This window comes from Chryseobacterium sp. HNCC26DJ239, assembly GCF_057180445.1.
Map to the genome: position 1 here is coordinate 276,952 of NZ_JBXUGJ010000002.1, position 21,992 is coordinate 298,943.

Below are 21,992 nucleotides of genomic sequence, written 5' to 3' on the forward strand. Positions count from 1 at the left end.
TTTACTATTAGAAATAGTTTGGAATGTTTTCCGAATAAATTTCTACAGTAAAATCCACTTATTTAACCAAAATCTCTGAAATCCTTTTCCATTCCATCCCATTTAAGCTAGAGTTTCTTGGGCTTAAATTATCCCAATCTGTATTTGTTAAATCACGAACCCTCTTCCTTAAAGTTGTGTAGGAATATTCATTTATACCTCTTTCGATTAAATCTTCAAAAGAAAATGCAAGTGCTCTTGGAACACCAATCATTCTAAACGCTAATGATTTTTCATTGTCAACTCCAAAGTAGACTAGAGACGGAATATGAGAATCTTGTATATCTGTATTTCCTTTTACTATTCCTTCTAATGCACTTAATCCCCAAGATGCCTTAAATCTGATATCATTCATTTTTTTTACAAATTCGGTGATACGATCCTCAGTCTCTTTCTCGTCTGTGTTTTGAATATTATATATTGGATGGATATTAGCAATATTTGATAATTTATCACCCTTTACCCAATCGATTATTATTTTGGCGTACAATTCCGGATTAAATTGACTTTGGGCATCTACTCCTAATTTTGTCTCTTTTAAAGCAGCAATTACTTTTATTTTCTCAGTTAAGTTTTGTGGGTTTCCACTATCAAAAAGCTGTTCTTTTGACCAGCTTGATAAATCACTGATTTCTGTATTTGTTCGAGCTTGTCTCATTACATTGATAACAGAAGGTACAGAGAAACCTGTTTTATCAGCAAAAGCCAGTACACCTTTGTCACTATATCTAGATTGTAAAGTCAAGTAGATCGATTTACAGATAGATATGAATTTTTGTCTCTTCTCTTGAGTGTCTAAAAGATAGTATTCTAAAGAGTCCTTGAAAAGATCTTCAATTTCAGTTACATAATATTCATTCCCTCCAACAGTTAGAAGATGTACAAAATATTGAATTAGTGGTGAAAGTGAATTAGAATAGTCCCTGAACAAGTCATAAAATCCAGTAGGTTCTTTAAGCTTTTGTTCAATATAATCTGCATTTTCAAATAGTTCTGCTAAAACACTTGTTAAAGTATTTGCACTATTACGAATTAGATCTTTAGCATTATCTACATTAGCCTTGCTGTTAAAAGGCATAATTATTTTACCGTAATTGTCAACAAGTGTCCTGCCTGCTCTTCCTGCTATGTTCCAAAAGTCATTTGAATCTAATTTGTTATACTGACCTCTTCTGTAATCATCAAAAAAAACTGATGAAACCGGAAAATTTACTCCCTCAGCTATTGTGGTAGTTGCACATACATATTGTATGTGCTTTTCTCTGATTAAATGCTCAACCAAAAGCTTTGTTTCATCGGACATACCACCATGATGTGTAACAATTCCTTTGTCGATGACTTTGGATAAGGTAGTTTGACGTCCAACTTCGTCTTCAATGAATTTTTTAACTAGTTTAACATCATCACTTGAGTTATATTTTTGAACCTTATCATAAATGAAATCAGCTCTACTATTTGCAGTTCCTTTTCCATAACAAAGAATTAACATTGTCTTTTCCTCCTCTGAAAAATGGTTTACTGAAAATTCAAGAATTCTGTCTTTTTTTCCGGAACTTTCTAACGTATATGGATTTTGAATGATAGTTTTTTCAATAGGTCTGACTGAATCATAAGGCGTTTTGAGAACTTCTAAATGAATTTCATTTTTGGTAATGGTTTTCTTTACATCAATACCTAAGATAAGTTTTTCGGAAGGTTTCCAGTCAACATATATCGAATTACCTCCACCAAGCCATTCAGTAATTACTGCATTTGCATTTTGAATAAATGGTGATAGCAGCATATATTTTGCATTAGGACGTTCTCTTCTTAAAATAGCTAACAGTAATTCTAATTTCGCTCCTCTTTCTCCATTCTGAATGGTATGAGCTTCATCAATGATAAACATAGAAACATCATCAACAGATGGATGTCTTCTTCTTATCAAAAGATCTAATTTTTCAGGTGTTGAAATTAAAACATCTATTTTTTCGTCACCACTCAAGAAAGAGTCTTCCGTTGGGTCTACTTCAATAGCAGAAGAAGTTTTCTCGATGGCAAATCCTAGTTCTTCAAGGTCTGATTTTAGATCATAATAGACTTGGTTTACAAGAGCTCTAGATGGAACGACGTAAACAATCTTTGCGTCTGCTCTTAAAGCTTTTGTAATAATAATATTAAATTCTGCTAACAGAGTTTTACCGGCACTTGTTGGCATCTGTAAAACAGTTACATTGGCGGCAACGTCTAAAAGGTTTTCAGTCATTGCCTTTCTTTGAGAAGGTAACAACTCAAGCATGCCTGTTTCAGCCTTGATTCTGCAAAGCTCTCTAATTTTATCGTTAAATTTAGTATTAGTCCAAATCGCATTTTTATGAATTGCATTTAGACCAAATTCAAATATTTGAAATATACCTAGCAAGCGCGGTTCATTAATAGCCGCTTTTTTAGCAATGTCTAAATGCTGTCTGATTACTGAATCTATACGTTCCCTATATTCATAGCCCTTCACTAAGTAAGTCGCAGTTTCGACTAATGCTTTTGTAAGATGATATAATGACAATAGAAGATACGCTTCATTTACTTCGTCTCTAGCTGTAAACTGTTGTAAGTATCCTTCTTCGTATGCTTGTTGTTGATTTCTTAAATTATCAATTATAGAAAGCGCCTCTTCAATATCCTTGAAACCGTTTTTCTTACGAACTAAAAGAAGATAGGCTTCCATTGTCTCATTAATCAATTTAAACTTCCAATCTTCGGTTTGGTAATTTGAAGTTTTAAATTCTTTAAGATCAATTCTTATATTGATGTTTTTTTCTGCTTTTAATGCAATATTAGATAAATAGAAATAATATAATATTGTTTTATCAATACCTTCAAATCCGAATGCATTTTGAAAATCATTGGCATCATTCTCCGATTCAATGTTTATTGATTTTAAAAGTTTATAAGCAATATTACTTTCTGAAATCAAATCTTCCTCTTCAGAAAAAATATTATTTGTAATGAAAAAGGTCAATCGGATGATTTCCGAATTATTTAAATTCGATTCTATAGGTAGTTTTAATTGATCAAAAATGTACAATTTCTCACTTTCACTTAAAAGTGAAAGTATAGATTCTTGCTGCATTATGGCATTGACAATATTCTTCATCAATTATGAAATCAATTGTTGTACTTTTTCATAAAACATTTTAACTGTTTCTTCAATGGTTTTATCTTTAAATGATAAAATTGAAAAATGAACTTTTCCAGGTTCAAAATTTACTTGTTCGGACTTCATTTTTCCAAAATCCGAATCTTCATTAACACATTCAAAATCGCGTATTAAGGTACAACCATATGTAATGTCAATTTTATCTTCGAATTTATGTTCAAGACAAATTATTGCAAAGCCAATTATTTCCGCATCCTTAATATTCAATCTCCTTGCATAGTCTGATAATCGCTGTATAACAACAGGGGTATCATTTTTATGATTTGTATGGGTATTAAATATTGAATCCGAAGAAGTATCAACAACCGATGGTGGTGTTTTTTTATCCTGTGAAACTTTAGCCTCTCCTAAAAGAATTTCTATTTTATTATCAGAAGTTTCCTTATAGCCGATTGCATCCAATCCTCTACCAGGCATATCATACCTTTCTCTGAAAGTTATATTTTTCAATGGTATAATAAATCTCTCACCTTCAGCAATTTTTTCTTCAAAATAATAGGTCATTAATAATTCCCCCAGATCACTGCGGTAAATATCTTGGAGAACAGCTGGCTTGAGCCCTTCCTCTCTCTTTTTATCAAGAGGAACGGAATTTTTTTTAATTATTTGTTGGAGTACATCTGTTCCAAATCCTAAATTCCCAAACAAAGTTTGTTCACCGATATCACTATAATTAAACAAAGTTGTACTTCTTTGCTCTAAATACTTTTGCGCAAATTTTTCAATAAAATTATCGGCAACTTTGATATCTAATTTTTTATGTATATGCATAATTTTAGGATTTGCAAATTTACTATTTATCCACCGATTTTTTCTTTAAAAATACGTTAAAAAAATGATGTGGATTCAGTGTTTATAACATAATGTTTTTAATTTTAATTAATTTCCGACTTAATTAAATGAACTAAAAGTGTCTTTGAGATATACAAATGATGTCAGACATGAGAAAAAATCTTTCGAATGTATTTTTCTTTTATGTTCTATCTGAATTTTTTTTGTCATCAAATCATGGTAGATCCCTAAGTATGAGACTGAAGATATCTGTTCAGCCTCAAATCCTTTAAACAACGTCTCAAAATGAGGTGTGCCAAAGGCTCGCTTATTTTCCTTTGAGCTATCAATAGCTTTCATAAGATTATGGATTATATACCCGATATTCGGATCATCTCCTGGATCAGTAAAATCTCCCACACTTAAAAAGTCCTTTTCCCAATAAGCATCCATTTTAAGACTACCTTCGTCAAGATCAGCTTCTGTAGGTTCATAGAATCTTAATTCATCCGTTTTAAAGTCTACATCATAATAGTTGGTATTTACGAACCCTCCCATTTTTATAACGTCATCGAATGGTAATTCTTTATATTGCTGCAGGGCCTCCTTCAACATCTTACGATGTAAATGACCTTTGTAAGGGTTATAAATACATAGAGTAAAACCATGTGGATAAGGAGCACCATGGTAGGCGTTGTGAAATATTACAAACCCGTTTATATTTTGGCGATTAAATATGGTTGTTATATAATTTATAAATCCATCTTTATTTTTGACTTCAGATATTGTAAAATATTCAAAAGTATCAAAACATTCATAAGAGAATAAGTTTCTATAATCTTCTTCTTTTACATCTTTAATTGGATTGATAATTTTTAATTTTAAATTTTGGATCTTTTCCTCTTTAACTGTAAAATCTAGGTGAAGTGGTAAAGCTTGAATATTATTCCATAACATTGAATATTCTATTGCTGATCGTGGTGTGACTCTCCATTCGGTTGAAATGGGAATCCATATAACTTGTAAATTAGATAATCCCTGAAATCTGTGTTGTAAACCAAGATTATATGCTGAAAGCTCTGTGACGGCTTCACGTTCAGTGCCTCGACTTGTTTTAAGCTCTATAAGTGCTAAGTTTAGACTCTCAGTGTTATAAGCTAAAATGTCAACCGATGGTTGTTTTCCGGTTTTTGAACCTGTTTTTAAAAGGGGAAATTCAGAGTCAATTAATTTGTAGTATTCTATATTTCTTGTGGAGTATGATACTTTATCAACTAAAATTAACTTAACAAGATCTGAAATCTTGATAGATGACATACAATCAAAAATTTCTTTCTTCTGCTTTTTTATCTCATTGTTATATTCCTCAATGTTAGATATTTTTTTATGGAAAGTATTAAAATTTTCACAGAGATAATCTTGCACTTTACTTTCTATCATGGTTTTATTTATTAATAAATATATACATTTAATTTTTGTTTTTTAGTAATTTATGAGTAATTTTTACGCTTATTTATTTTGTATTTATGATAAAGTTTTTTGAAGATTTTGAATGTGACGATGACGAACTGGTCACAGGTTATGACTGGATAAGGGGCTTTTTGTCTACAAAAGACTGGATGACGAAAAAAGACAACATTGAAAATTGTTTACTCGAAAAACTAAGGCCTGTTGATCCTTCGAAAAATATTGCCGAAAGTAAGCGTCTTTTAATTGAGGATGATAAAATTGGCTGGTATTTGTACTTAGCTTATACATATATTTATGAGAGACATAAGTATAATTATTTCTCAGGTGCTCGTGTTTTACCGATTTTTAAACAGATTGGAAAATATATAAATGTTGTTAAAAATATTCCAGGGATTGACAAAAAGATTAGAGATATGCTTAGGAAAAGGCCTAATGAGGCTGATGCAATCTTATTTGAAATCCTAACAGCTTTATTATGGAGCAGAAATGGTTATTCGGTTGAGATAATAAATGAAAATCAAGGGGCTCTCGGTAAGAATCCAGATTTTCTTGCAATAAAAGGAGATGAAAGTTGGGAAGTGGAATGCAAGAGATTAGGTCCTTCAGAATATACAGGCAGGGAGACAGTGAAGAAGCTTAAAATGATCAATGAAGTGAAGGATCTACTAACAAAAAATAATATTTTGTTATACGTTGATATTCATACGGAAGTATTTAACCTTTCCGACTCGTTCCTTAAAGATCAATTAGAAGACCTGATTCTGACAATTGAATACGAAGAAAAACATTTGGCTTTACCTGAAGCTGATTTAAGAATTTCTAAGATTGATGTTGGAAAAATAAACAATCATTTAAAGACGCATTTTGTTAAAAATCACTCACCCCAGCTCTTAGAGTTAATAGCAGGAAAACCTGTAGATCATCAAGGGTTTACTTGTGGTTTAGATGCAAAGTTCCAATATGTGGAAGGCAATTTACTTAGTCAATATTTGGATAAGGTTAGAAATGTTTTTGGACTCTATTTTAATTGTGATGCGCAAGAGTCAATTGCTGCAAAGGCAAAGGATGCTGGAAGACTAATAAAAAAAGCTATTAAGCAGTTTCACGGTGTGACTGGTGGTGTAATTCACGTAGGTATAGAAACTATGGACGGTCCGCTAGTTGAAAAGATGAGGACAGAGAAGGTTTTGAAAACCTGGGAACATTTAGATACAAATGAAACTGCACTTAGTTGGATTTTTTATCATTATTTTCAGTCCTATTCACGTTCTTATAGCGAATGGTCTTTTGATGAAACAGTAAATTCTGCTACTAACTTAGTATATCCCGAAAATCCAATTCCTATCCATTTCTTAGTTGTTCCTGAAGAGGAAGTAACAATTGTAGATGGTTCACATTGGGAAAGAGAAGCGCCTTAAGATATCTTAAACATAAAACTAAATAACGACTTGGAAAAAGTATTTTAAGTTATGAGAATTATTCATCTGTCTGATATACACTTGTCTAAAGAAAATATTGAAAATTTTAGGCTTTACTACAGAGGAGCTTTAATTAATGAGCTAAGGCATAAAAATTCTGAAATTGATATTGATTTAATCATTATATCGGGTGACCTTGTAGATAAAGGTGGTGCATCTTTGAAAATGGTAACACCCTATGAAGATTTTGAAAATCCTTTTGATATTTTCGAAATCGAATTTATTGAGCCTTTATGTAACGAAATTGGAATAAAAAAAGAAAAAGTACTTTTTATTCCTGGAAATCATGATATTGAACAAAACAAAATCGATGAAGTTAAAGAAGCTGGAATTAAAGCACTTTTGAAATCCCCGCAAGATGTGGATAGGCTATGTGGAAAGTATCTGAAAAATTTTCAAGGTTTAAATTTTGAAAGGCTGGACGCCTTTTTAGAATTTGAGCAGAGATTCCATAATAAAGATGAGGATCAGCATTATGAATTTTCAACGCTTGAATCAAAAGTGATCTACGATTATAATTCAAGAAAAGTAGGAATTGCTCTGATAAATGATTCTTGGCGCTGTGCATCTGGGAGAGTAGAGAATCATTTTGTGGGATCACATCAATTTCATAGATCAATCCAATTTTTTGAGAAGTATGGAACCGAACTAAATATTGCTGTTATGCATCATCCATTGGAATGTTATAATCCCGAGGAAAAAAATGAAATTGAAAACCTCCTACATTTTAAAAAATTCGAAATGTTGCTCTTGGGTCATGAACATAATAAACATTTCAGAGGTAGTGATTTTGGAAATGACCAAAAGATTCTGTTTTCAAGAGGACGGTCTGCATTTGATAAGCCGCACGAAAAAGAATCAAAATACATATCTGGTTATGCTATAATAGATATTGATTTTTCGAATAAAAACATAAAATGTAATTATAAAATCTATGATGAGGGTTCTTCAAAATTTTATGATGATGTTCTTGGTGGGGATGCTGTCAGGACATATAAGTATGGAATTGCAGAGGAAGTTAAAGAAAAGTTTAATATGAAAGAAAAAGACTTCTTTATGGGAATCGATAAAAGTCAATTTAAAAATAACCCGGGCAATGAATAATATATATTACGAACAAAGGTTTATTAAGAACTCTAAAGACGCTACAGAAATTCAGACTATTGAAAGTAAGAATAAAACAAAGCTTGCTGATGTCTTATTGAAAGATGGAAGGATCGTGTTACTGGGGAATCCAGGAATAGGGAAATCAACTGAACTCAATATGCTATTCGAAAATCTTTGGGAAAATAGGGAAGATAGTATGAATTTCCCATTAATTATAAATTTAAAAAGTTTCCGCCCTGTTTCAAGATTTGAGGACTTAATTCCATTGAAGGAATGGAAGGAGCTTCCAAAAATGACTTTTATTTTAGATGGGCTAGATGAAATTGCGGATATTCAAGATTTTGTTTCTGAATTAGAGAATTTTTTGAATAAAAATGATGACAAGATAATTAATGTTGTTTTAAGCTGCAGAACCAATATATATGAGAAGTATTTAATAAATATTTCAGGATTCAAATATTATTTTTTAGATGGATTGACTGATAAACAAATAAATAACATTCTTGAAAAGCGAATATTTACAAAGTTAGGAATTGAAGAACTTGATAAATTCAGAGTCTATCTGGAAACTCCTTTTAATCTTGAGCCTTTTTGTGAATACTATGAAAGTAAAAAGGCATTTCCTGAAACCCAGGAAGAATGTTGGAATCTTTTCATTGAAAATGAATTAAGGAAATTGAGCAAAGACAAGCTTAAGAAAAGAGAAAATGTGGATATTGCCCATGTAAAAAAATGTCTGGAAAAAGTTGCTTTAGTGAGTGAATCAATGCATCAGAATTATATTTCAGATGATCATGTTTACAGTCTTTTAGGAAAGGATGATAAATCAATATTTGAACAGATTTCTTTAGTTGAAAAATTACCTAAAACTGATAATTTTGTTTTTAGGCATAGAAACTATCAAGAATTTTTTTCTGCCAAACTATTGTCAGAATTTACGCCAGATGAAATTATTTCTTTAATAAGAATTCATCCGGAAGAAAATATAACTAAGCCTTCGTTTTTTAACACAATTACTTTTTTACTTAATATAATTGAACCTAAAAAATTTATAGAGCTTGAGAAATGGTTTTTAGCTAATGAGCCCGAAATACTTTTTTTAGCGGAAAAAGATAAATTACCTGTATCAACCCAAAAGGAAATTTTCAAGAAATATTTCCAAGAAATTTCTGTTGAAAAGACATTTTGGTTTGGAAAAGATAGAAGGTTTTCAATTGATAAAATTGCCGAATTTGCAGATATAGATTTTTTGTTAGGAATTGTTAGAGAAAATAATCACTTCAGAAGTGTTATTTCAGCGTTGGACGTTCTATCTTTTACTAAAAATACTGGTAAGGAACTTGAGATTAAACAGATTTTTACAGATTATATTTTTGCAGGTGATAGATACATGGAGGTGGCTCTGAGATCTTTTAGGGGTAAAGGTTTTCACAAGTTTGATAAAGAACTTTTTTTAAGTATTTCTGAGCATTTTAAAAACGATTTTTCTCCTGAAATAAACCACCAGCTTATAGCAATGATTGCTGATTTTGAATTTGTAGATGAATATTTTTCTGTTTTAAAAAATTGTGTTGATAAACTTTACGAAGTTAGACCGGAACAAATTAAGGATAATACTATTCGTGGTACGAAATGGTTGTTGGAGAAAATTTTCTTAAAGATTGAAAATGCTGAGAATTTTCTATCGGTACTAGATGTAATATTTAATGAAAAGTTTGATATTAAAATTTCTGATTTTTATGATAAAAAATTTAGAGATAAGTTGATTGAAAGAATTTTATATTTTTCAGAAAAGGAAACTGACTTTCTCTTAAGATGTATCGATGCATTTTTAAGACATGAGGATAGTTTTATATATAGAAGAGATAGTATTATAGTTGATGTGATAAATAGGTCGTCAAAAGATTTTAGAGCATTTAAATACATCATAAATAAATATGGATTGTCGGACAAAAATTATATGTTTTTAAGTTTTTTTGACAATAAGCAATGCATTGATTATTTGGTTGAAAAATATGAAAACAAAGAAATATTTATAGAAAAGGAAACTGATTTAGATTTTTTAAGATACAAGTACTTTTATACCAATTACGAATTAGGCTATTATTATGAAAAACTCTTTAAAGATGCGGGGTATAAATTTCCGGAAGACTTGCCTACCGAAAAGGAGATCATGCTTGAAAATAAAAGAAAGAAAGAATTTGTTCAAAGCAATTTTGATATTCTTTTTGATAGGGAAGAATTAGCTGCTGAAGTCTCTAAAGTTTTTGATAATAACTCTATAATTGATATGACTTGGAAAAATATTCATGAGATTGAATGGGAGTGGTATAAAAATAAAAATGAGCACGGAGTTCAACATTCTGTTTTCAGGGCGATTTCTGCTTCAGTGAAAAATAGCGAGAAAAAAACGAAAGAAGATGTTATTGCACATATAAGTAATGATTATTTCATTATTTTTCAAATAAAAAATAAAATTAAAGACAGAGAAAATGAAGGTTTTACAGTTAAAGAGGATCAGATTTCTTACATAAAACAATTGTGTAAAAAATTTGCAGACGAATTTAATTTTAATCGTGTAATTAATGTAAAGAGTGATGGAAACTTAGGTATTTACAATGGATATAGTATTTTAAAATTACTTTTTTACTTTGACAAGAAGTATGATATCCAGTATTCAACAGATTTTTATCTTCGATCATTGAAATATTGTAATATTTTCGGTAGCGCTGAAGGTAATACAGATTTCATAAAATCAAGAATTAGTAATCCAGATCTTTTTAAAAATCAACTTATTGAGAATTTAAAAAAAGAAGTATTAGATTCAGGATCTTTAAAAGATCATATTGACCAGGCAATTGAACTAAAATTGGAGGAGACTTATCCAATATTGGAGGATAATTTTCTAAATGATAATTATATCTACTCTCAAAGAGATTTTCTCTCGCGATACACTGAACTATTAAATAAGGATCAAGAAATTACATTTTTAGAAAAGTGCTGCAATAATATTGATTCTTATTTATGCTGGAAGGCAGTTGAAGTATTTATTGAAAAAAAATTGCATAGTACCTTTATTCTGGAAATTGCCAGAAAACATTTGGAAAAAGAGAATCCTAAGTTTGTTTCAGATGCACTTAACGTACTATTTTATTGTAATGATGAAAGTGCGTTACCTCTATATCTAAAATTTCTTATCGATTTTAAAAATACTGAACGAGTAGACTACAGGGATGATTACCGAATAAAAGATTTTGCAAATTATAAGAGATTAGATTCTATATTAGTTCTGAAGGATATTTTTAAAATTGTTTATGACGAAAATGTAAAGGATACCTTTGATTTTTATAATTCTCAGAATTTACTGAAAGTACTAATTAATAATTTATCAGAAACAGAGGTAGGTTACAAAAAAGTACGGGCAATGCTTACAAATTTAAAATCTGAAATTATGAATAATGACAATAAGTTTTTTTATGTTAATAATTTAATTGAAGATTCTAAATTGTCATACTATGCTTCTATCTCACGTCCATTTACATTTAAGGAAGCAAAAATTTTTTTAGAGGAAATTGAAAGCATTTAGATAAAAAAAGAGATATAGATGGGACGGTGGTAATAAATTAAGAAGTGTTTGGATAAACTTATTTTTAAAGGAGAAGATAATTATATATGCATACGAATCAAATATCTCTTGATGGGGGAATGACATATGCGGAAACAAATATGGCTTAGTTTTTTTCCGAGCCATTTAATGCGATTACTGCAATGTTTTTTGTAGCTATAGCTGTTTTTTGGACAATTAAAATAAAAGGTAATTTGGGTAATGGTTCAGGTATGGAGTTAATTAAAAACTCCATATCTAAACCATTACCCTGTAATTTTGATTCTTAAATAAATACTTAAATTGTAGGATCTATTTCCTCACCGATCTTATCAAGATATGTTTGCAAATTGATAGCTGGTACTGTTCCTATAGCTTGCTGAAGATATCGTGTCAGCTGCATAAAGAATGTTACCAATGAATTTTCTGGCTTACTAAAAGTTAGCTCTTTGAATGTTCTTGAATTGTAGTAGTCATGATAGCGTTTCTCAAAATCAATTTCGTTTCTCAAGCTGATATCCTCTTCACCATCATAGTCAATTGAGAAGCTTCCGTAATCAGCTATACAACCAAAGTCTATGGTTTTAAAACCTGTTTGAGCTTTTAGATGTTTTTCTATGGTTGAGGTTTGCTTGATAGTATTGGTGCTAGTTAATATTCCTCCCAAAATTTTGGTTAAAGGTCTTGCCGGAACCACTGCTCCGGAATTAATCATTTGTGTTGTAGTTCGTTTTAGGACTCTAACACTTTCAATTTTTTCTGCTGCATACTCAATATAGCTTTTACCATCTACTGTTCCCTTAAGATCCGGCTTAACTTCAAATACTGCGTATACGCCTTCTGCTGGTATGTAATGAAAGCCATTCTGCGAAAATATAAAAGGAGTAAACCAATTATCATAGATTACGATGTCGATCTGATGACTGGTATTTCCTTCATGATCAATAACAATTGCTTTATCTACGCTATATCGATTGGGTAAATATTTACTCAACCATTCGATCCAAGCATTTTCCAATGAATCTCCTTTAGATCCTGGATGATTAATGAATTCTCTATTGGTGCTAAGTTGTGAAATCATTTGGCTTTGAAGACCATTGAATAACATTTTAAGATCAATTTTTTTACTCATATGCAAATAGTTTTTTTTCTGAGTAATAGTAAAAAGTAAAATTTTGCATTTTCTTTTTACTAATACTTATAATTAATAGTAATGGGTTTTTGATTTGGACTCCATCGGATTCTGCTGTTTCAGTCATGGCATTGAGATCAGTTCCGCTGTACATCGTTGAACCATCAGGATGAGAATGCCATTCGCCAATATAATATCTGCTGTTTTCCTGATATTCTTTTATAAAAAGTTTTTCAAGATCTTTGGTAGACCTCTGAAATAGGACAGGAGATGCTTTGTATTTATAAGGTAGAATAATAGATTCTATAACTACAGATTTAAAATCTTCAGAATATTTTCCCAGTAGGAAACCTCCAAACTCGTTAGGATAATGTTGAACAGCAATCGTTTCAATTTCCTTTAGTAGAGATTCTTCCAGTACGATCTCTAAATTGTTATGCGTATTTTTAAGTATCAATATTCTATAATTTTTAAGGAATTGTTATTTTCCTGGATAACGAAATTGTTGAATGCTTTCTCTCCCGAGAAAATTCTATTGATTTGTTTAAAAGCCATTTGAACCAATAATGCAATATCGTTATAAGATGCTTTGAATGTCGGACTCCAACAACCCGTCGGTTCGTACATGTCATCCACATCGTTTTCGAGAACGTTCGAGAACTGATTGTTTACAAAATTGTAGATGTTTGGATAAAAGGCACAAACTAACTCGTTAGCATGATTAGTTAACGATATATTGATAAGCTTTGAGCGAAGCGTTAGTTTGTTTAATACGTACATCAAATCATTGTCGGTTGAACAGTCAAAAATAATATCGTATTTATCCAGATCTGACGTAATGTAGGCTCGTAAATTTTCATCTGTATAAAATGATTTGATATACTTTTCGAAGTAGTCATTATTAATTTGATGGGAAGTTACAAAAGGTGAGATCTCATAAAGTGAGCCTGCTAACTCAAGAATCTTATTATTGATTCCTTTTGAAAAGCGATATTCTGATCTACAGACATTTTCAGGCTCTTTAATATCATGATCAATGAAGTCAATAAACCTGCACCCTGACCTTGTTAACGTCGTTGCAATCATGCTACCAACAGCTCCTACACCTATAATAAGAATTTTTGCTTCCGTAATAGAATCACAAAATTTACCGCGTCCAAAAAAATATTCGTATGACGCATTTCTGGAAATACCCCAGTGAATGGGCGCATCAACAATGCCAGTATGCCATCTACCCGTTTTCCTTCCTTCATTTCGCTCAGGAACACCCTTAATCGGAAATTTTCCCACTTCCATTAACGCTACCTGCCAATGAACTTCCGTGCTGTTAATTTTATATCCAAGAAAAAACGGGATCACCTTTCCGTAATCTTCTTTAGCACACTTTTCCTCAAATTCATGAAGCATGGTTAGAATATCTTGAGGGAGATCAAGCTCGGCCCAAGTGGAATGGGCAAATCGATTATATTTTGCAGGCGGATTTTCTCGGAAAAGATAAATTCCTTCCCGGTCTGTAGGTTGCTCAAAATAAAAATCGTTCCAGGAACATTTCTTCTTTAAATCAGGAAATGTCTCAAAGTATTTTACGTAAAAATTATAAATGTGATCTTTTTTGTGATATCCATCATGCAGTAAAGACAATTTTACAATTCCTATTTCTCCCTCTTGAAATACTTTACCCGTTGATGTGAAAGTAAATGAATATTTATCACCTTTAACTGCAGAGTCTTGTACAACCAGATGTTCATATTTTTGGTCTGTCTCCTTGTTAATGTAGTACTTAATAATCCATGCCTTCAGAGCATTAAAGTCAATCCAAATCTTATTCTCAAGATCTTCACTATGTGCAGTATGTATACATATGTTTCCGTTTGCCATTACGTGATTGTACTGAATCAAATCAGAATTAAAAAATGTAATGGATTCGGAACTATATGTTTTTAAAGGGTATTCCTGAGTTATTAAAAAATCAAACAATAATGGATTTTCCAGTTCTTCAAAAGCAATTTCTATATTACCACTAATAAAGAATTCCCCTTGTTCTATGCGATTGATTTTGCTTACAAAGGGAATTTCTGATATTGCGGATTTTATTTTTTCTAACCTCACTCTATCCAAAACGCTGATCATCTTTTGGTATGGAAAGTCCTGAAGATCCTTTCAGTCCATATGATTCTGTTGTATCAAAATCTTTATTGGCTGGAAAATATGTTTTGATGTTTTCAGAATTTTCAGTTATCCTATCAATTATATTCTTCATTTTGTTAGATAAATTCTGGCGATCAAACCAACTGAGGTTTTTCATCAAGTCATTACTTGGGTTGCCAGGATCTTTTAATGTGAAGTCCTCACGAGTTACATTATCTTTTATGTACCTTAATACGCCTTCCGTTTTGTCCCATAAATTTCCTGTAATTGTTGACTTATCAAATGCTTTTAACGTAAAAAGCTCCATCAAAAAGGATTTGTAGGATTCGCTGTTAGAGTGCTTCCAGATTTTTAATAACCTTATTATTTTTCTTTCGTCGTCTCTTGATTTAATGGTGTCTATTTGTGACTGAATATTTGTTTTCATGTAGGTACCTTTGCTGAATCCCCAGGTATCCTTATTGAAATAAATATTCAGATCCCGTACGTCTAAATAGGAATCTACGCTGATTTCTCTTCCCGGAACAACATCAATGCTGATCTGGTCTCCATCTTTATCAGCTTTGAAAATTACACCAATAGAAACCTTTTGCTTCCTTACCGTTGCAAGTCCAGTATCCTCATATTTCTCATATAAGAAATCATAAACTGCATTGTACATTTCTTCAATCGTAGTAAAACTGTTTCTCTTGAACGGAACAACAACATCTAAATCGAATTTTATGTTGATTGCTGTATGCTTTCCGAAAGAACCTGAATTTAAAGGACTATAAATATCAGAAGTGTAATGTTCCTCCAGTGCTTCTTTTATATCATCCCTTTTATCTCTGAATTTTTGCACTAACTTATCAATATGACTCATGCGATGAGTCTCCAGTACATTAGCCAAATGTTCACTTCTGTTAACTGCCATAAAATGTTTATATTTTTAATGTTGAATTTCTCAAATCTAGTACCGATTAGAATTTCTGATATGATTTATGTCATATGTCGTCGCTTTCTGACATCATGTCGGATAATAAGCTGTAAAATGTTATTTATCAAACAATTGTTTAGCATTTTTTGTCACATAAGAAGGAGTATGTTGCAAGAACAATAACATAATCAATTATAACTTTGAATTTAGTTTATCAAGAAATATTGGAATCACATTTCGGAATTTCAAAAAACTCTTTGGTCAGCAAAACCATTTTTAAAGTGATCCACCATACATAAACTCCATAATGATAACTTTCTGCAGGTGATGCAAGACCATGGCAAATTTTATAGCGGAAGTTTGCGCTGTTACCATCAATCAAAAAACTGTTTAATTCAGATAAAAGATCTTTGTTGCAGAGTCCATCCAGCATATTGCCAGATTCTTTCAAAGAAAGAAGGGAGCCCAAAGTATTATCATGCTGAACAGCTTCATCAAGTTTAATCGTATTCCTACCATTTTTTTCGACGATGTTCTTCAGACAGTTTTCGATTTGAGGAATTAAGAGATGCCCTGCTGTCATAAAGTTGTTCTGAAAACCCAAGTAGAGTCCTTCAAGAAAAAATGCTTCACGACCTTCTGGAATAAATGGACTTCTTTCGGTCATTAAAAAACTGGCAAGAGCATTCTTGGACATTGAATGCTTCTGGATCATTCTATCTGTAATCTTAATGACTAAATCAATGATAACATTTCGACAATGGTCCCTAGCTAAATTAATATAGAACTGTTTTTCATCTGTGGAGCCACTTATTGTACCTTTACCAGTGATATGAACATATTTGTCGAAGAATTGTCCAAAAGATGAATTGGGATTATTGTCTGACCATACAGATAGATTTTTCTCATCCAAAATTGGAAGATGTAGTAATGCTGTTAGCCCACTTTGGAAATCAACAATTTCTAAACTATCAAGCCATTGTGTATAATCAGATTCTAATTTAGTACTTATTGTCATCTTTTTGAGTAGTTCATAAAAACCTTTTTGTTCATTTTTTATTTTCTCAGAAAGTCGATTCTTTAAAACTGTCTGATCAGCAATTCCTTTTATTTCTTTTAGTGCTTCCGTGTATAAGTCAAGAATGGTTGGGTAATAAGTTCTTTCTTTTTTTTCCGAGGTAAGTAAGTCTCCTTCTTTTTCAAGATAGAGAGCATTTTGTATCCTCATATCATTGTTGGTAAAGTGTTTTAATTTATTTAAAATCTTAATCTGCCATTTTATTGCACTATAATTGTTTTCACTTTCATGCTTGCTTAAAAGCCTTAAAGAAATATTGGTAAGTAAATGCTTTGAATGATTCTCAAGCAAAAATTCTGACGTACTGACCAGTGAGAATTGATAATAAGAAGAATCTAAATTACTAAAAATAGTAATGGTTTTTTCTTCAAAATCAACTAACCTATCTTTAAATATGGATTTTACTTTTCTGATCAATTCCAATGATCGCAAAAAGTAGTTTAATTCCTGTGTCTTATGATACAATTCTTCATAAAGGCCAATAGCTTTTTTAATACTGTTGATTTTATCATCACCACCACTGACAAAATTGAAATCATGTAATCTGGCTAAAATCTCTTTGTTATCAGTTTTTATCGTTGGGATAGTGAAATCTTTATCGTCAGTAAAAATTTTAAAAGACTCGCCGTTTATTGGACTCCTTACAAGCGAAAGTAATTTTTTTATTTCCTGATCTTCCGGAAACAATTGAGCGATGCGGTAAAGTTCACTACATAATTCTCTTGAGTATATATTTTCAGGTATTTGATAATCGTTGGACATTTTCTATTGTTTTTAAATACAAGAAGATTGCATTTTGTACTCAATTTTAGCCTATAGCCCTTTTGGGTTAGTTGTTTAATTGTAAAATTAAAAAGATAAATGTGATAGAAATTACGGTAAGCCGTAAGGATTTTATTTGCTTTCTATTATGGCAATTAGCTCTTTCAATTGTTTGTCGTAAATAGTAGTAAAGTCCTTGATAAAATTAGTAGTCTGAATATCTAAAGACTCAAGCTTCACTCTTACGTCCTTATCTATTTCTATAAATAATTCTTCAAAGTTTAAATTTTTTAGGCTATCAAAGTTTTTCTTTTTTAATTTCTTATGAAATTCATAGAAGTGATTCTCAATTTCAGATGTTTTCCCAAGTAGTCCATACCTTTGGAGAGTGGTATTTAGATTCTTTTGGTCGCATTGACCATAATCCAGCATACATAGGGCAAGATGTTCATCGGAATCGGTTAATAACAGTTGGAATAAACAGCCAAAATAATTGTTGCTAAAGTTATGAGCCAGTCTGTCAGGCGACATCCTTGCACTATTTTTATAACCTGGTGGGGGTAGTGGTACAATAAAGCCTTTAAAACCATTTTTGCATTCAGCGCAAGGCTGGATTTGTAGATCCATAATTTTAAAACCTTCAATTTCTTTTGTACTCTGCTTATACGCTATAAAGTGACCCAGTTCATGAAAAAAAATGGTCTTAATCTTCTCAAAGTTTTTTTCTAAAAAATTCATATTCAATGTCGGATGAAGGTCATGTTAAAGGTTGAGTTTCTAACCAATTCTATTCTTTATTAGTAAAATAACTTTATCAAAAAAAATTGTATTATGAAATTTGTTGAATACTCTGCAGATGAGTAAATCAACAACTATCAATCCGCAATAGATAATTTTATGAAAAATTAATTCTCACTTTTGGGGCTCAAATGTTCCAAACTAAAGTAATAAAAATCATTTCTGATATTATCTCTTGTCTGTCTGTTTTTAACAATAACAGGCATCTTATGTCTTCTTGCTAGTTCAGCCACAGGTTTTTTATTGGAATAAAATTTTTGAAGTAAATTTTCTGTTACTGACATATCTTGGTTAGGATCTTCAATATAATAATGATCTATTTCTATTTTAGCTGTAGATCTCTCTAAATAAAATAAATGATTCTCCAAAGTTCGTCTTTCTAACTTTGGGTTGTCGTCAATTCTGAAATATTCAGAGTGCAGAATGTCAACATTTCTCCTATCTAAAGCTAATATTAACTCATTAAAAAACTGATCTGCATTTGCTTCTGTTTTTGAAGTAAATGTAGTTGCAAAATGCACCGATGCATCAAAACTTATATCAATAAATCTCACATCTAAATAAAACTTCATGGCTTAAATTTTTTATAGTACAATTTTCATTTTTAAGACTATTTAACGCTCCAAAAAATGATAGAAAAGCAAAATTACAATAAATACTCATCATTTCCATTACGGGTTTTTACGGTATTTATAAGCAGATTTGTTTGATGAATTTTTATATAAAAAGAATAGTATACTTTTGTAACTTCTAAAAATAAAAAATGAGAATTAAAAGTTCCAAACAAAAAAAATCTCATTTTACATAAAATTTTGTAATGGCAATTTCTGAAAGAACGAGGAAAATACTTTGGGCAAAATCAGGTAACACATGCGCTATATGCCGTACTGAACTTATAAGAGAAACTGACAAATCATCCGATAACATTGTTGTGGGACAGGAATGTCATATTGTATCCGAAAAAAGTAAAGGACCAAGGGCAAATCCTGATTTTGAAGGTAATTATGATGGCCACGAAAACATATTGTTATTATGTGCAAATCATCATATAGAAGTTGATTCTTTGACGGAGTATTATACTGCAGGTAGATTAAAGCAAATAAAATTAAGTCATGAAACTTGGGTAAAGACTACGTTGCAAAAGAAACCGGATTCATTTTCGAATGACAAATTGAACATTAAGAGTTTATCTAGAATAATCACTGGAAAAAACTTATTAGAAATTATTAATCATGCTGACGTGTTTGATTTTAATCATGATGACTTAAACTCTGAAAGTGAAGCCGATCTAATAGGCAATTTTCTAGAAGAGTTACAAGATTACGGAGATATAATATCTGATTTAAGTTTTTCTGAGCGAGCAAAAGTAGTTTTACATTTTGATGAAAAAATAAATGAACTATCAAGAAATGGATTTTACATTTTCGGATTACGTCGTCAAGTAAATCTCTTTAACAGAGATTATGAGAGTTTAGGTCTTTTTGATGGAGCGTCTGTTATTATTGCACGAATAAATCATCCTGGAATATTTGATAATCATATAATTGCGCAATTTCCTACGGTATCACGTTTTGCATAAAATCACATATTGTATACCGAATAAGATTTAAATTCGCTGTGGTTATAAATTACAGGATTTTATCTTAAAATTGTCTAATAATCTTTTTCAAATGCTCAGTATTGAAATCTTGCTCTCGGAAAAATGGCTCATTATTGAGCTTTGAAATTTTCTTAATCTCAGCTATAAATAAAATAGATATCTGCCTAAAAGTTACTTCTCAGAAACTGATAGTTTATTTTAAATCTTTCATTAAGAAATAATCTTCATTAATTTTTAAAAAAATTGACTCAATACTTTTTTCGATATTTTGAACAATTAAATTTGTAAATGGATCATTTCTATCGTGCAATGGAAATAGTTCTTCTAATTTATTGTACAACAAATTTTTATCGTTGTGTTTTTTTTCTATTTCTAACAACATATTTAGAATATGATGAGAACTGATTAATGTAAAATTGCTTTTGCCAGCAACTTTTTGCATTTCCTCTAAAGCTTCTATTATCTTAAACTCTTTAAAAAATGTTGTGTAAAATTGTTCAAAAGCATAAAGAGTATCCCTTTCATATATTTCGAAAAAGCTACCAACAATGTAAGCAAAAGGTGATCTAGAAAAAGGATTAACTTTTCTTAGAACTGCGTTTCCTTCACAGACCGCTAAATATATACTTAAGTTATTCTTGTATAAAATATTGATTTTTTCAAAATATGGTAATATTTCAGACCAATCAACTTCCTCACCACTTTGAAGTTCTAAACCATTGTTATCTCCATGTACTTCAAAATGTAAGAAATAAAATTTATTTCTATTTTTAGCATTATCATATAATAAATCCAGTGTTTTAAAAAATGAATATTTGTCTGCAACTTCAAAATACTCATTTTCAATGAATTGTTTTTCGAATTTTATGTATTTTAAAGTTGTCTCGAATAGTTCTCTTCCTGTTCTTTTATCCGACTTTCTAAGTGACTCGATAATTGCCACTCCAATTTCTTGTGCTGTGATCATATTTAGATAATTTTAACTTTTGGTACATTTAAATATATAAATATCAAAATTTATTTTTGAAGAATTAGAAAATTTAGTAAATGAACAAAAAAAGGAACTGTTGAAGATAAAGAAGAACTACCTTTAAAATAAATGATACTTATTTGTAGTTTCAAGAACTTTATGATAATTTATTTCTTTTTTTTAATGTTTCAAGAATATTTTTATATTTGATAATGTGATGTATATGATTGATTTAATCGAAAAATTGTAAATTTATTTGTAAAAATTAAAAAAACACATATCTTTGCACAAGTAAAAACAAACACTCTTAATCTTGTTTAGAATAGTGACCTATTCAGTGGCCTTCACAACAAGAAAATAGTATAAAGCTTATGGATAGGGGATTTTTACTAAATGTACAAGTCCCGTCCGGATCGCGGAGAATCTTTCAGATTTCATCAAAACCCCTTAAAACATATGTTTTAAGGGGTTTTTTATTTGGGTAACCGTCAAATTATATAAATAAATGCATATTAAAAGGGGCGAATTCGGGACCAATTTTTAAGGAAAGTTATTTTGGTCCCTCTAATATAGGAGAAAATAATTCACACTTATGTTTTAGTAGACATGTCAAAAGAGGAGAATTTTGGAAGTCTTGGTAAAATTGGTCCCGAATTAAGGGGGAATTGGTCCCGAATAGCAGAATAAATGGTCCCGAATTAAGGAGGTTTCTAATAAATATTCTTACCAAAAATTGATAAAAATATTTATTCATTTAGTATAATATATTCTCTTTTGTAGGATTATTAGCTGCAATGTTAAAAATGGTCCCGAATTTAGGCGTAATTGGTCCCGAGTGACAAATTAAATGGTCCCCGAACTTAGCTGCTGTTTAATATAAATTTTATAAGGTCAAGATAAGTGAATCAAATTTAATTTGTAAA

General features: G+C 30.7%; 15 protein-coding genes. 4 read left to right on the forward strand and 11 right to left on the reverse strand.

The annotated features are described in order from the left end of the window. Nucleotides 1-58: 58 nt before the first annotated feature. The 3 genes from AC2A1D_RS04950 to AC2A1D_RS04960 form a co-directional block, all read right to left on the reverse strand. On the reverse strand, nt 59-3,172 hold the full coding sequence (locus AC2A1D_RS04950) for a DEAD/DEAH box helicase (RefSeq protein WP_185216919.1): 3,114 nt from the start codon (nt 3,170-3,172) through the stop codon (nt 59-61). Between the two features lie 3 nt (nt 3,173-3,175). After that, complete coding sequence (locus AC2A1D_RS04955) at nt 3,176-4,006, reverse strand: Hachiman antiphage defense system protein HamA (RefSeq protein WP_185216920.1); 831 nt, start codon at nt 4,004-4,006, stop codon at nt 3,176-3,178. 120 nt (nt 4,007-4,126) lie between these two features. Next, nucleotides 4,127-5,446, reverse strand: coding sequence for a hypothetical protein (locus AC2A1D_RS04960; RefSeq protein ID WP_185216921.1), 1,320 nt, complete (start codon nt 5,444-5,446; stop codon nt 4,127-4,129). Between the two features lie 86 nt (nt 5,447-5,532). Between AC2A1D_RS04960 and AC2A1D_RS04965 the strand changes: the two genes are divergently transcribed. From AC2A1D_RS04965 to AC2A1D_RS04975, 3 genes are read left to right on the forward strand one after another with little or no spacing between them, the layout of a single operon-like run. After that, nucleotides 5,533-6,894: a hypothetical protein gene (locus AC2A1D_RS04965; RefSeq protein ID WP_185216923.1), complete on the forward strand. Its 1,362-nt coding sequence runs from the start codon at nt 5,533-5,535 to the stop codon at nt 6,892-6,894. Between the two features lie 51 nt (nt 6,895-6,945). Next, nucleotides 6,946-8,058 carry a metallophosphoesterase family protein gene (locus AC2A1D_RS04970; protein ID WP_059137840.1) on the forward strand — a complete coding sequence of 371 codons (1,113 nt, stop codon included), beginning with the start codon at nt 6,946-6,948 and terminating at the stop codon, nt 8,056-8,058. Beyond that, nucleotides 8,051-11,647: an NACHT domain-containing protein gene (locus tag AC2A1D_RS04975; RefSeq protein ID WP_343662844.1), complete on the forward strand. Its 3,597-nt coding sequence runs from the start codon at nt 8,051-8,053 to the stop codon at nt 11,645-11,647. Before AC2A1D_RS04970 ends, AC2A1D_RS04975 begins: the two co-directional genes overlap by 8 nt. A 316-nt stretch (nt 11,648-11,963) precedes the next feature. Here AC2A1D_RS04975 and AC2A1D_RS04980 read toward each other — a convergent pair whose 3' ends face one another. The 7 genes from AC2A1D_RS04980 to AC2A1D_RS05010 form a co-directional block, all read right to left on the reverse strand. Continuing rightward, on the reverse strand, nt 11,964-12,797 hold the full coding sequence (locus tag AC2A1D_RS04980) for a DUF6602 domain-containing protein (protein ID WP_059137838.1): 834 nt from the start codon (nt 12,795-12,797) through the stop codon (nt 11,964-11,966). After that, nucleotides 12,790-13,254 (reverse strand): M67 family metallopeptidase, encoded by a 465-nt coding sequence (locus AC2A1D_RS04985; protein ID WP_059137837.1) that lies wholly within the window; start codon nt 13,252-13,254, stop codon nt 12,790-12,792. Before AC2A1D_RS04985 ends, AC2A1D_RS04980 begins: the two co-directional genes overlap by 8 nt. Continuing rightward, the gene (locus AC2A1D_RS04990) at nt 13,251-14,927 is read right to left on the reverse strand and encodes a ThiF family adenylyltransferase (RefSeq protein WP_185216877.1); all 1,677 of its coding nucleotides are present in this window, start codon (nt 14,925-14,927) and stop codon (nt 13,251-13,253) included. The genes AC2A1D_RS04985 and AC2A1D_RS04990 overlap by 4 nt, the downstream gene beginning before the upstream one ends. Next, nucleotides 14,908-15,858, reverse strand: coding sequence for a nucleotidyltransferase family protein (locus tag AC2A1D_RS04995; protein WP_059137835.1), 951 nt, complete (start codon nt 15,856-15,858; stop codon nt 14,908-14,910). The genes AC2A1D_RS04990 and AC2A1D_RS04995 overlap by 20 nt, the downstream gene beginning before the upstream one ends. A gap of 217 nt (nt 15,859-16,075) precedes the next feature. Then, nucleotides 16,076-17,701 carry a DUF4209 domain-containing protein gene (locus AC2A1D_RS05000; protein ID WP_484042555.1) on the reverse strand — a complete coding sequence of 542 codons (1,626 nt, stop codon included), beginning with the start codon at nt 17,699-17,701 and terminating at the stop codon, nt 16,076-16,078. Nucleotides 17,702-17,833: 132 nt separating this feature from the next. Continuing rightward, entirely contained in the window at nt 17,834-18,439 is a 606-nt protein-coding gene (locus AC2A1D_RS05005; RefSeq protein ID WP_185216873.1) for a hypothetical protein, read from the reverse strand. 167 nt (nt 18,440-18,606) lie between these two features. Next, entirely contained in the window at nt 18,607-19,071 is a 465-nt protein-coding gene (locus tag AC2A1D_RS05010; RefSeq protein WP_185216870.1) for a hypothetical protein, read from the reverse strand. A gap of 245 nt (nt 19,072-19,316) precedes the next feature. Here AC2A1D_RS05010 and AC2A1D_RS05015 point away from each other — a divergent pair, with 245 nt between their 5' ends. Continuing rightward, nucleotides 19,317-20,078 carry a hypothetical protein gene (locus AC2A1D_RS05015; RefSeq protein ID WP_185216868.1) on the forward strand — a complete coding sequence of 254 codons (762 nt, stop codon included), beginning with the start codon at nt 19,317-19,319 and terminating at the stop codon, nt 20,076-20,078. 214 nt (nt 20,079-20,292) lie between these two features. On the opposite strand, the gene AC2A1D_RS05020 is transcribed toward AC2A1D_RS05015, so the two are convergent. Next, nucleotides 20,293-21,066, reverse strand: coding sequence for a hypothetical protein (locus AC2A1D_RS05020; protein ID WP_185216866.1), 774 nt, complete (start codon nt 21,064-21,066; stop codon nt 20,293-20,295). Nucleotides 21,067-21,992 lie beyond the last annotated feature (926 nt).

What these genes read in the sequence shown, in the direction of transcription:
- AC2A1D_RS04950 (WP_185216919.1), bottom strand. Translation starts at nt 3,172, where the DNA reads ATGAAGAATATTGTCAATGCCATAATGCAGCAAGAATCTATACTTTCA.
- AC2A1D_RS04955 (WP_185216920.1), bottom strand. Translation starts at nt 4,006, where the DNA reads ATGCATATACATAAAAAATTAGATATCAAAGTTGCCGATAATTTTATT.
- AC2A1D_RS04960 (WP_185216921.1), bottom strand. Translation starts at nt 5,446, where the DNA reads ATGATAGAAAGTAAAGTGCAAGATTATCTCTGTGAAAATTTTAATACT.
- AC2A1D_RS04965 (WP_185216923.1), top strand. Translation starts at nt 5,533, where the DNA reads ATGATAAAGTTTTTTGAAGATTTTGAATGTGACGATGACGAACTGGTC.
- AC2A1D_RS04970 (WP_059137840.1), top strand. Translation starts at nt 6,946, where the DNA reads ATGAGAATTATTCATCTGTCTGATATACACTTGTCTAAAGAAAATATT.
- AC2A1D_RS04975 (WP_343662844.1), top strand. Translation starts at nt 8,051, where the DNA reads ATGAATAATATATATTACGAACAAAGGTTTATTAAGAACTCTAAAGAC.
- AC2A1D_RS04980 (WP_059137838.1), bottom strand. Translation starts at nt 12,797, where the DNA reads ATGAGTAAAAAAATTGATCTTAAAATGTTATTCAATGGTCTTCAAAGC.
- AC2A1D_RS04990 (WP_185216877.1), bottom strand. Translation starts at nt 14,927, where the DNA reads ATGATCAGCGTTTTGGATAGAGTGAGGTTAGAAAAAATAAAATCCGCA.
- AC2A1D_RS04995 (WP_059137835.1), bottom strand. Translation starts at nt 15,858, where the DNA reads ATGGCAGTTAACAGAAGTGAACATTTGGCTAATGTACTGGAGACTCAT.
- AC2A1D_RS05000 (WP_484042555.1), bottom strand. Translation starts at nt 17,701, where the DNA reads ATGTCCAACGATTATCAAATACCTGAAAATATATACTCAAGAGAATTA.
- AC2A1D_RS05005 (WP_185216873.1), bottom strand. Translation starts at nt 18,439, where the DNA reads ATGAATTTTTTAGAAAAAAACTTTGAGAAGATTAAGACCATTTTTTTT.
- AC2A1D_RS05010 (WP_185216870.1), bottom strand. Translation starts at nt 19,071, where the DNA reads ATGAAGTTTTATTTAGATGTGAGATTTATTGATATAAGTTTTGATGCA.
- AC2A1D_RS05015 (WP_185216868.1), top strand. Translation starts at nt 19,317, where the DNA reads ATGGCAATTTCTGAAAGAACGAGGAAAATACTTTGGGCAAAATCAGGT.
- AC2A1D_RS05020 (WP_185216866.1), bottom strand. Translation starts at nt 21,066, where the DNA reads ATGATCACAGCACAAGAAATTGGAGTGGCAATTATCGAGTCACTTAGA.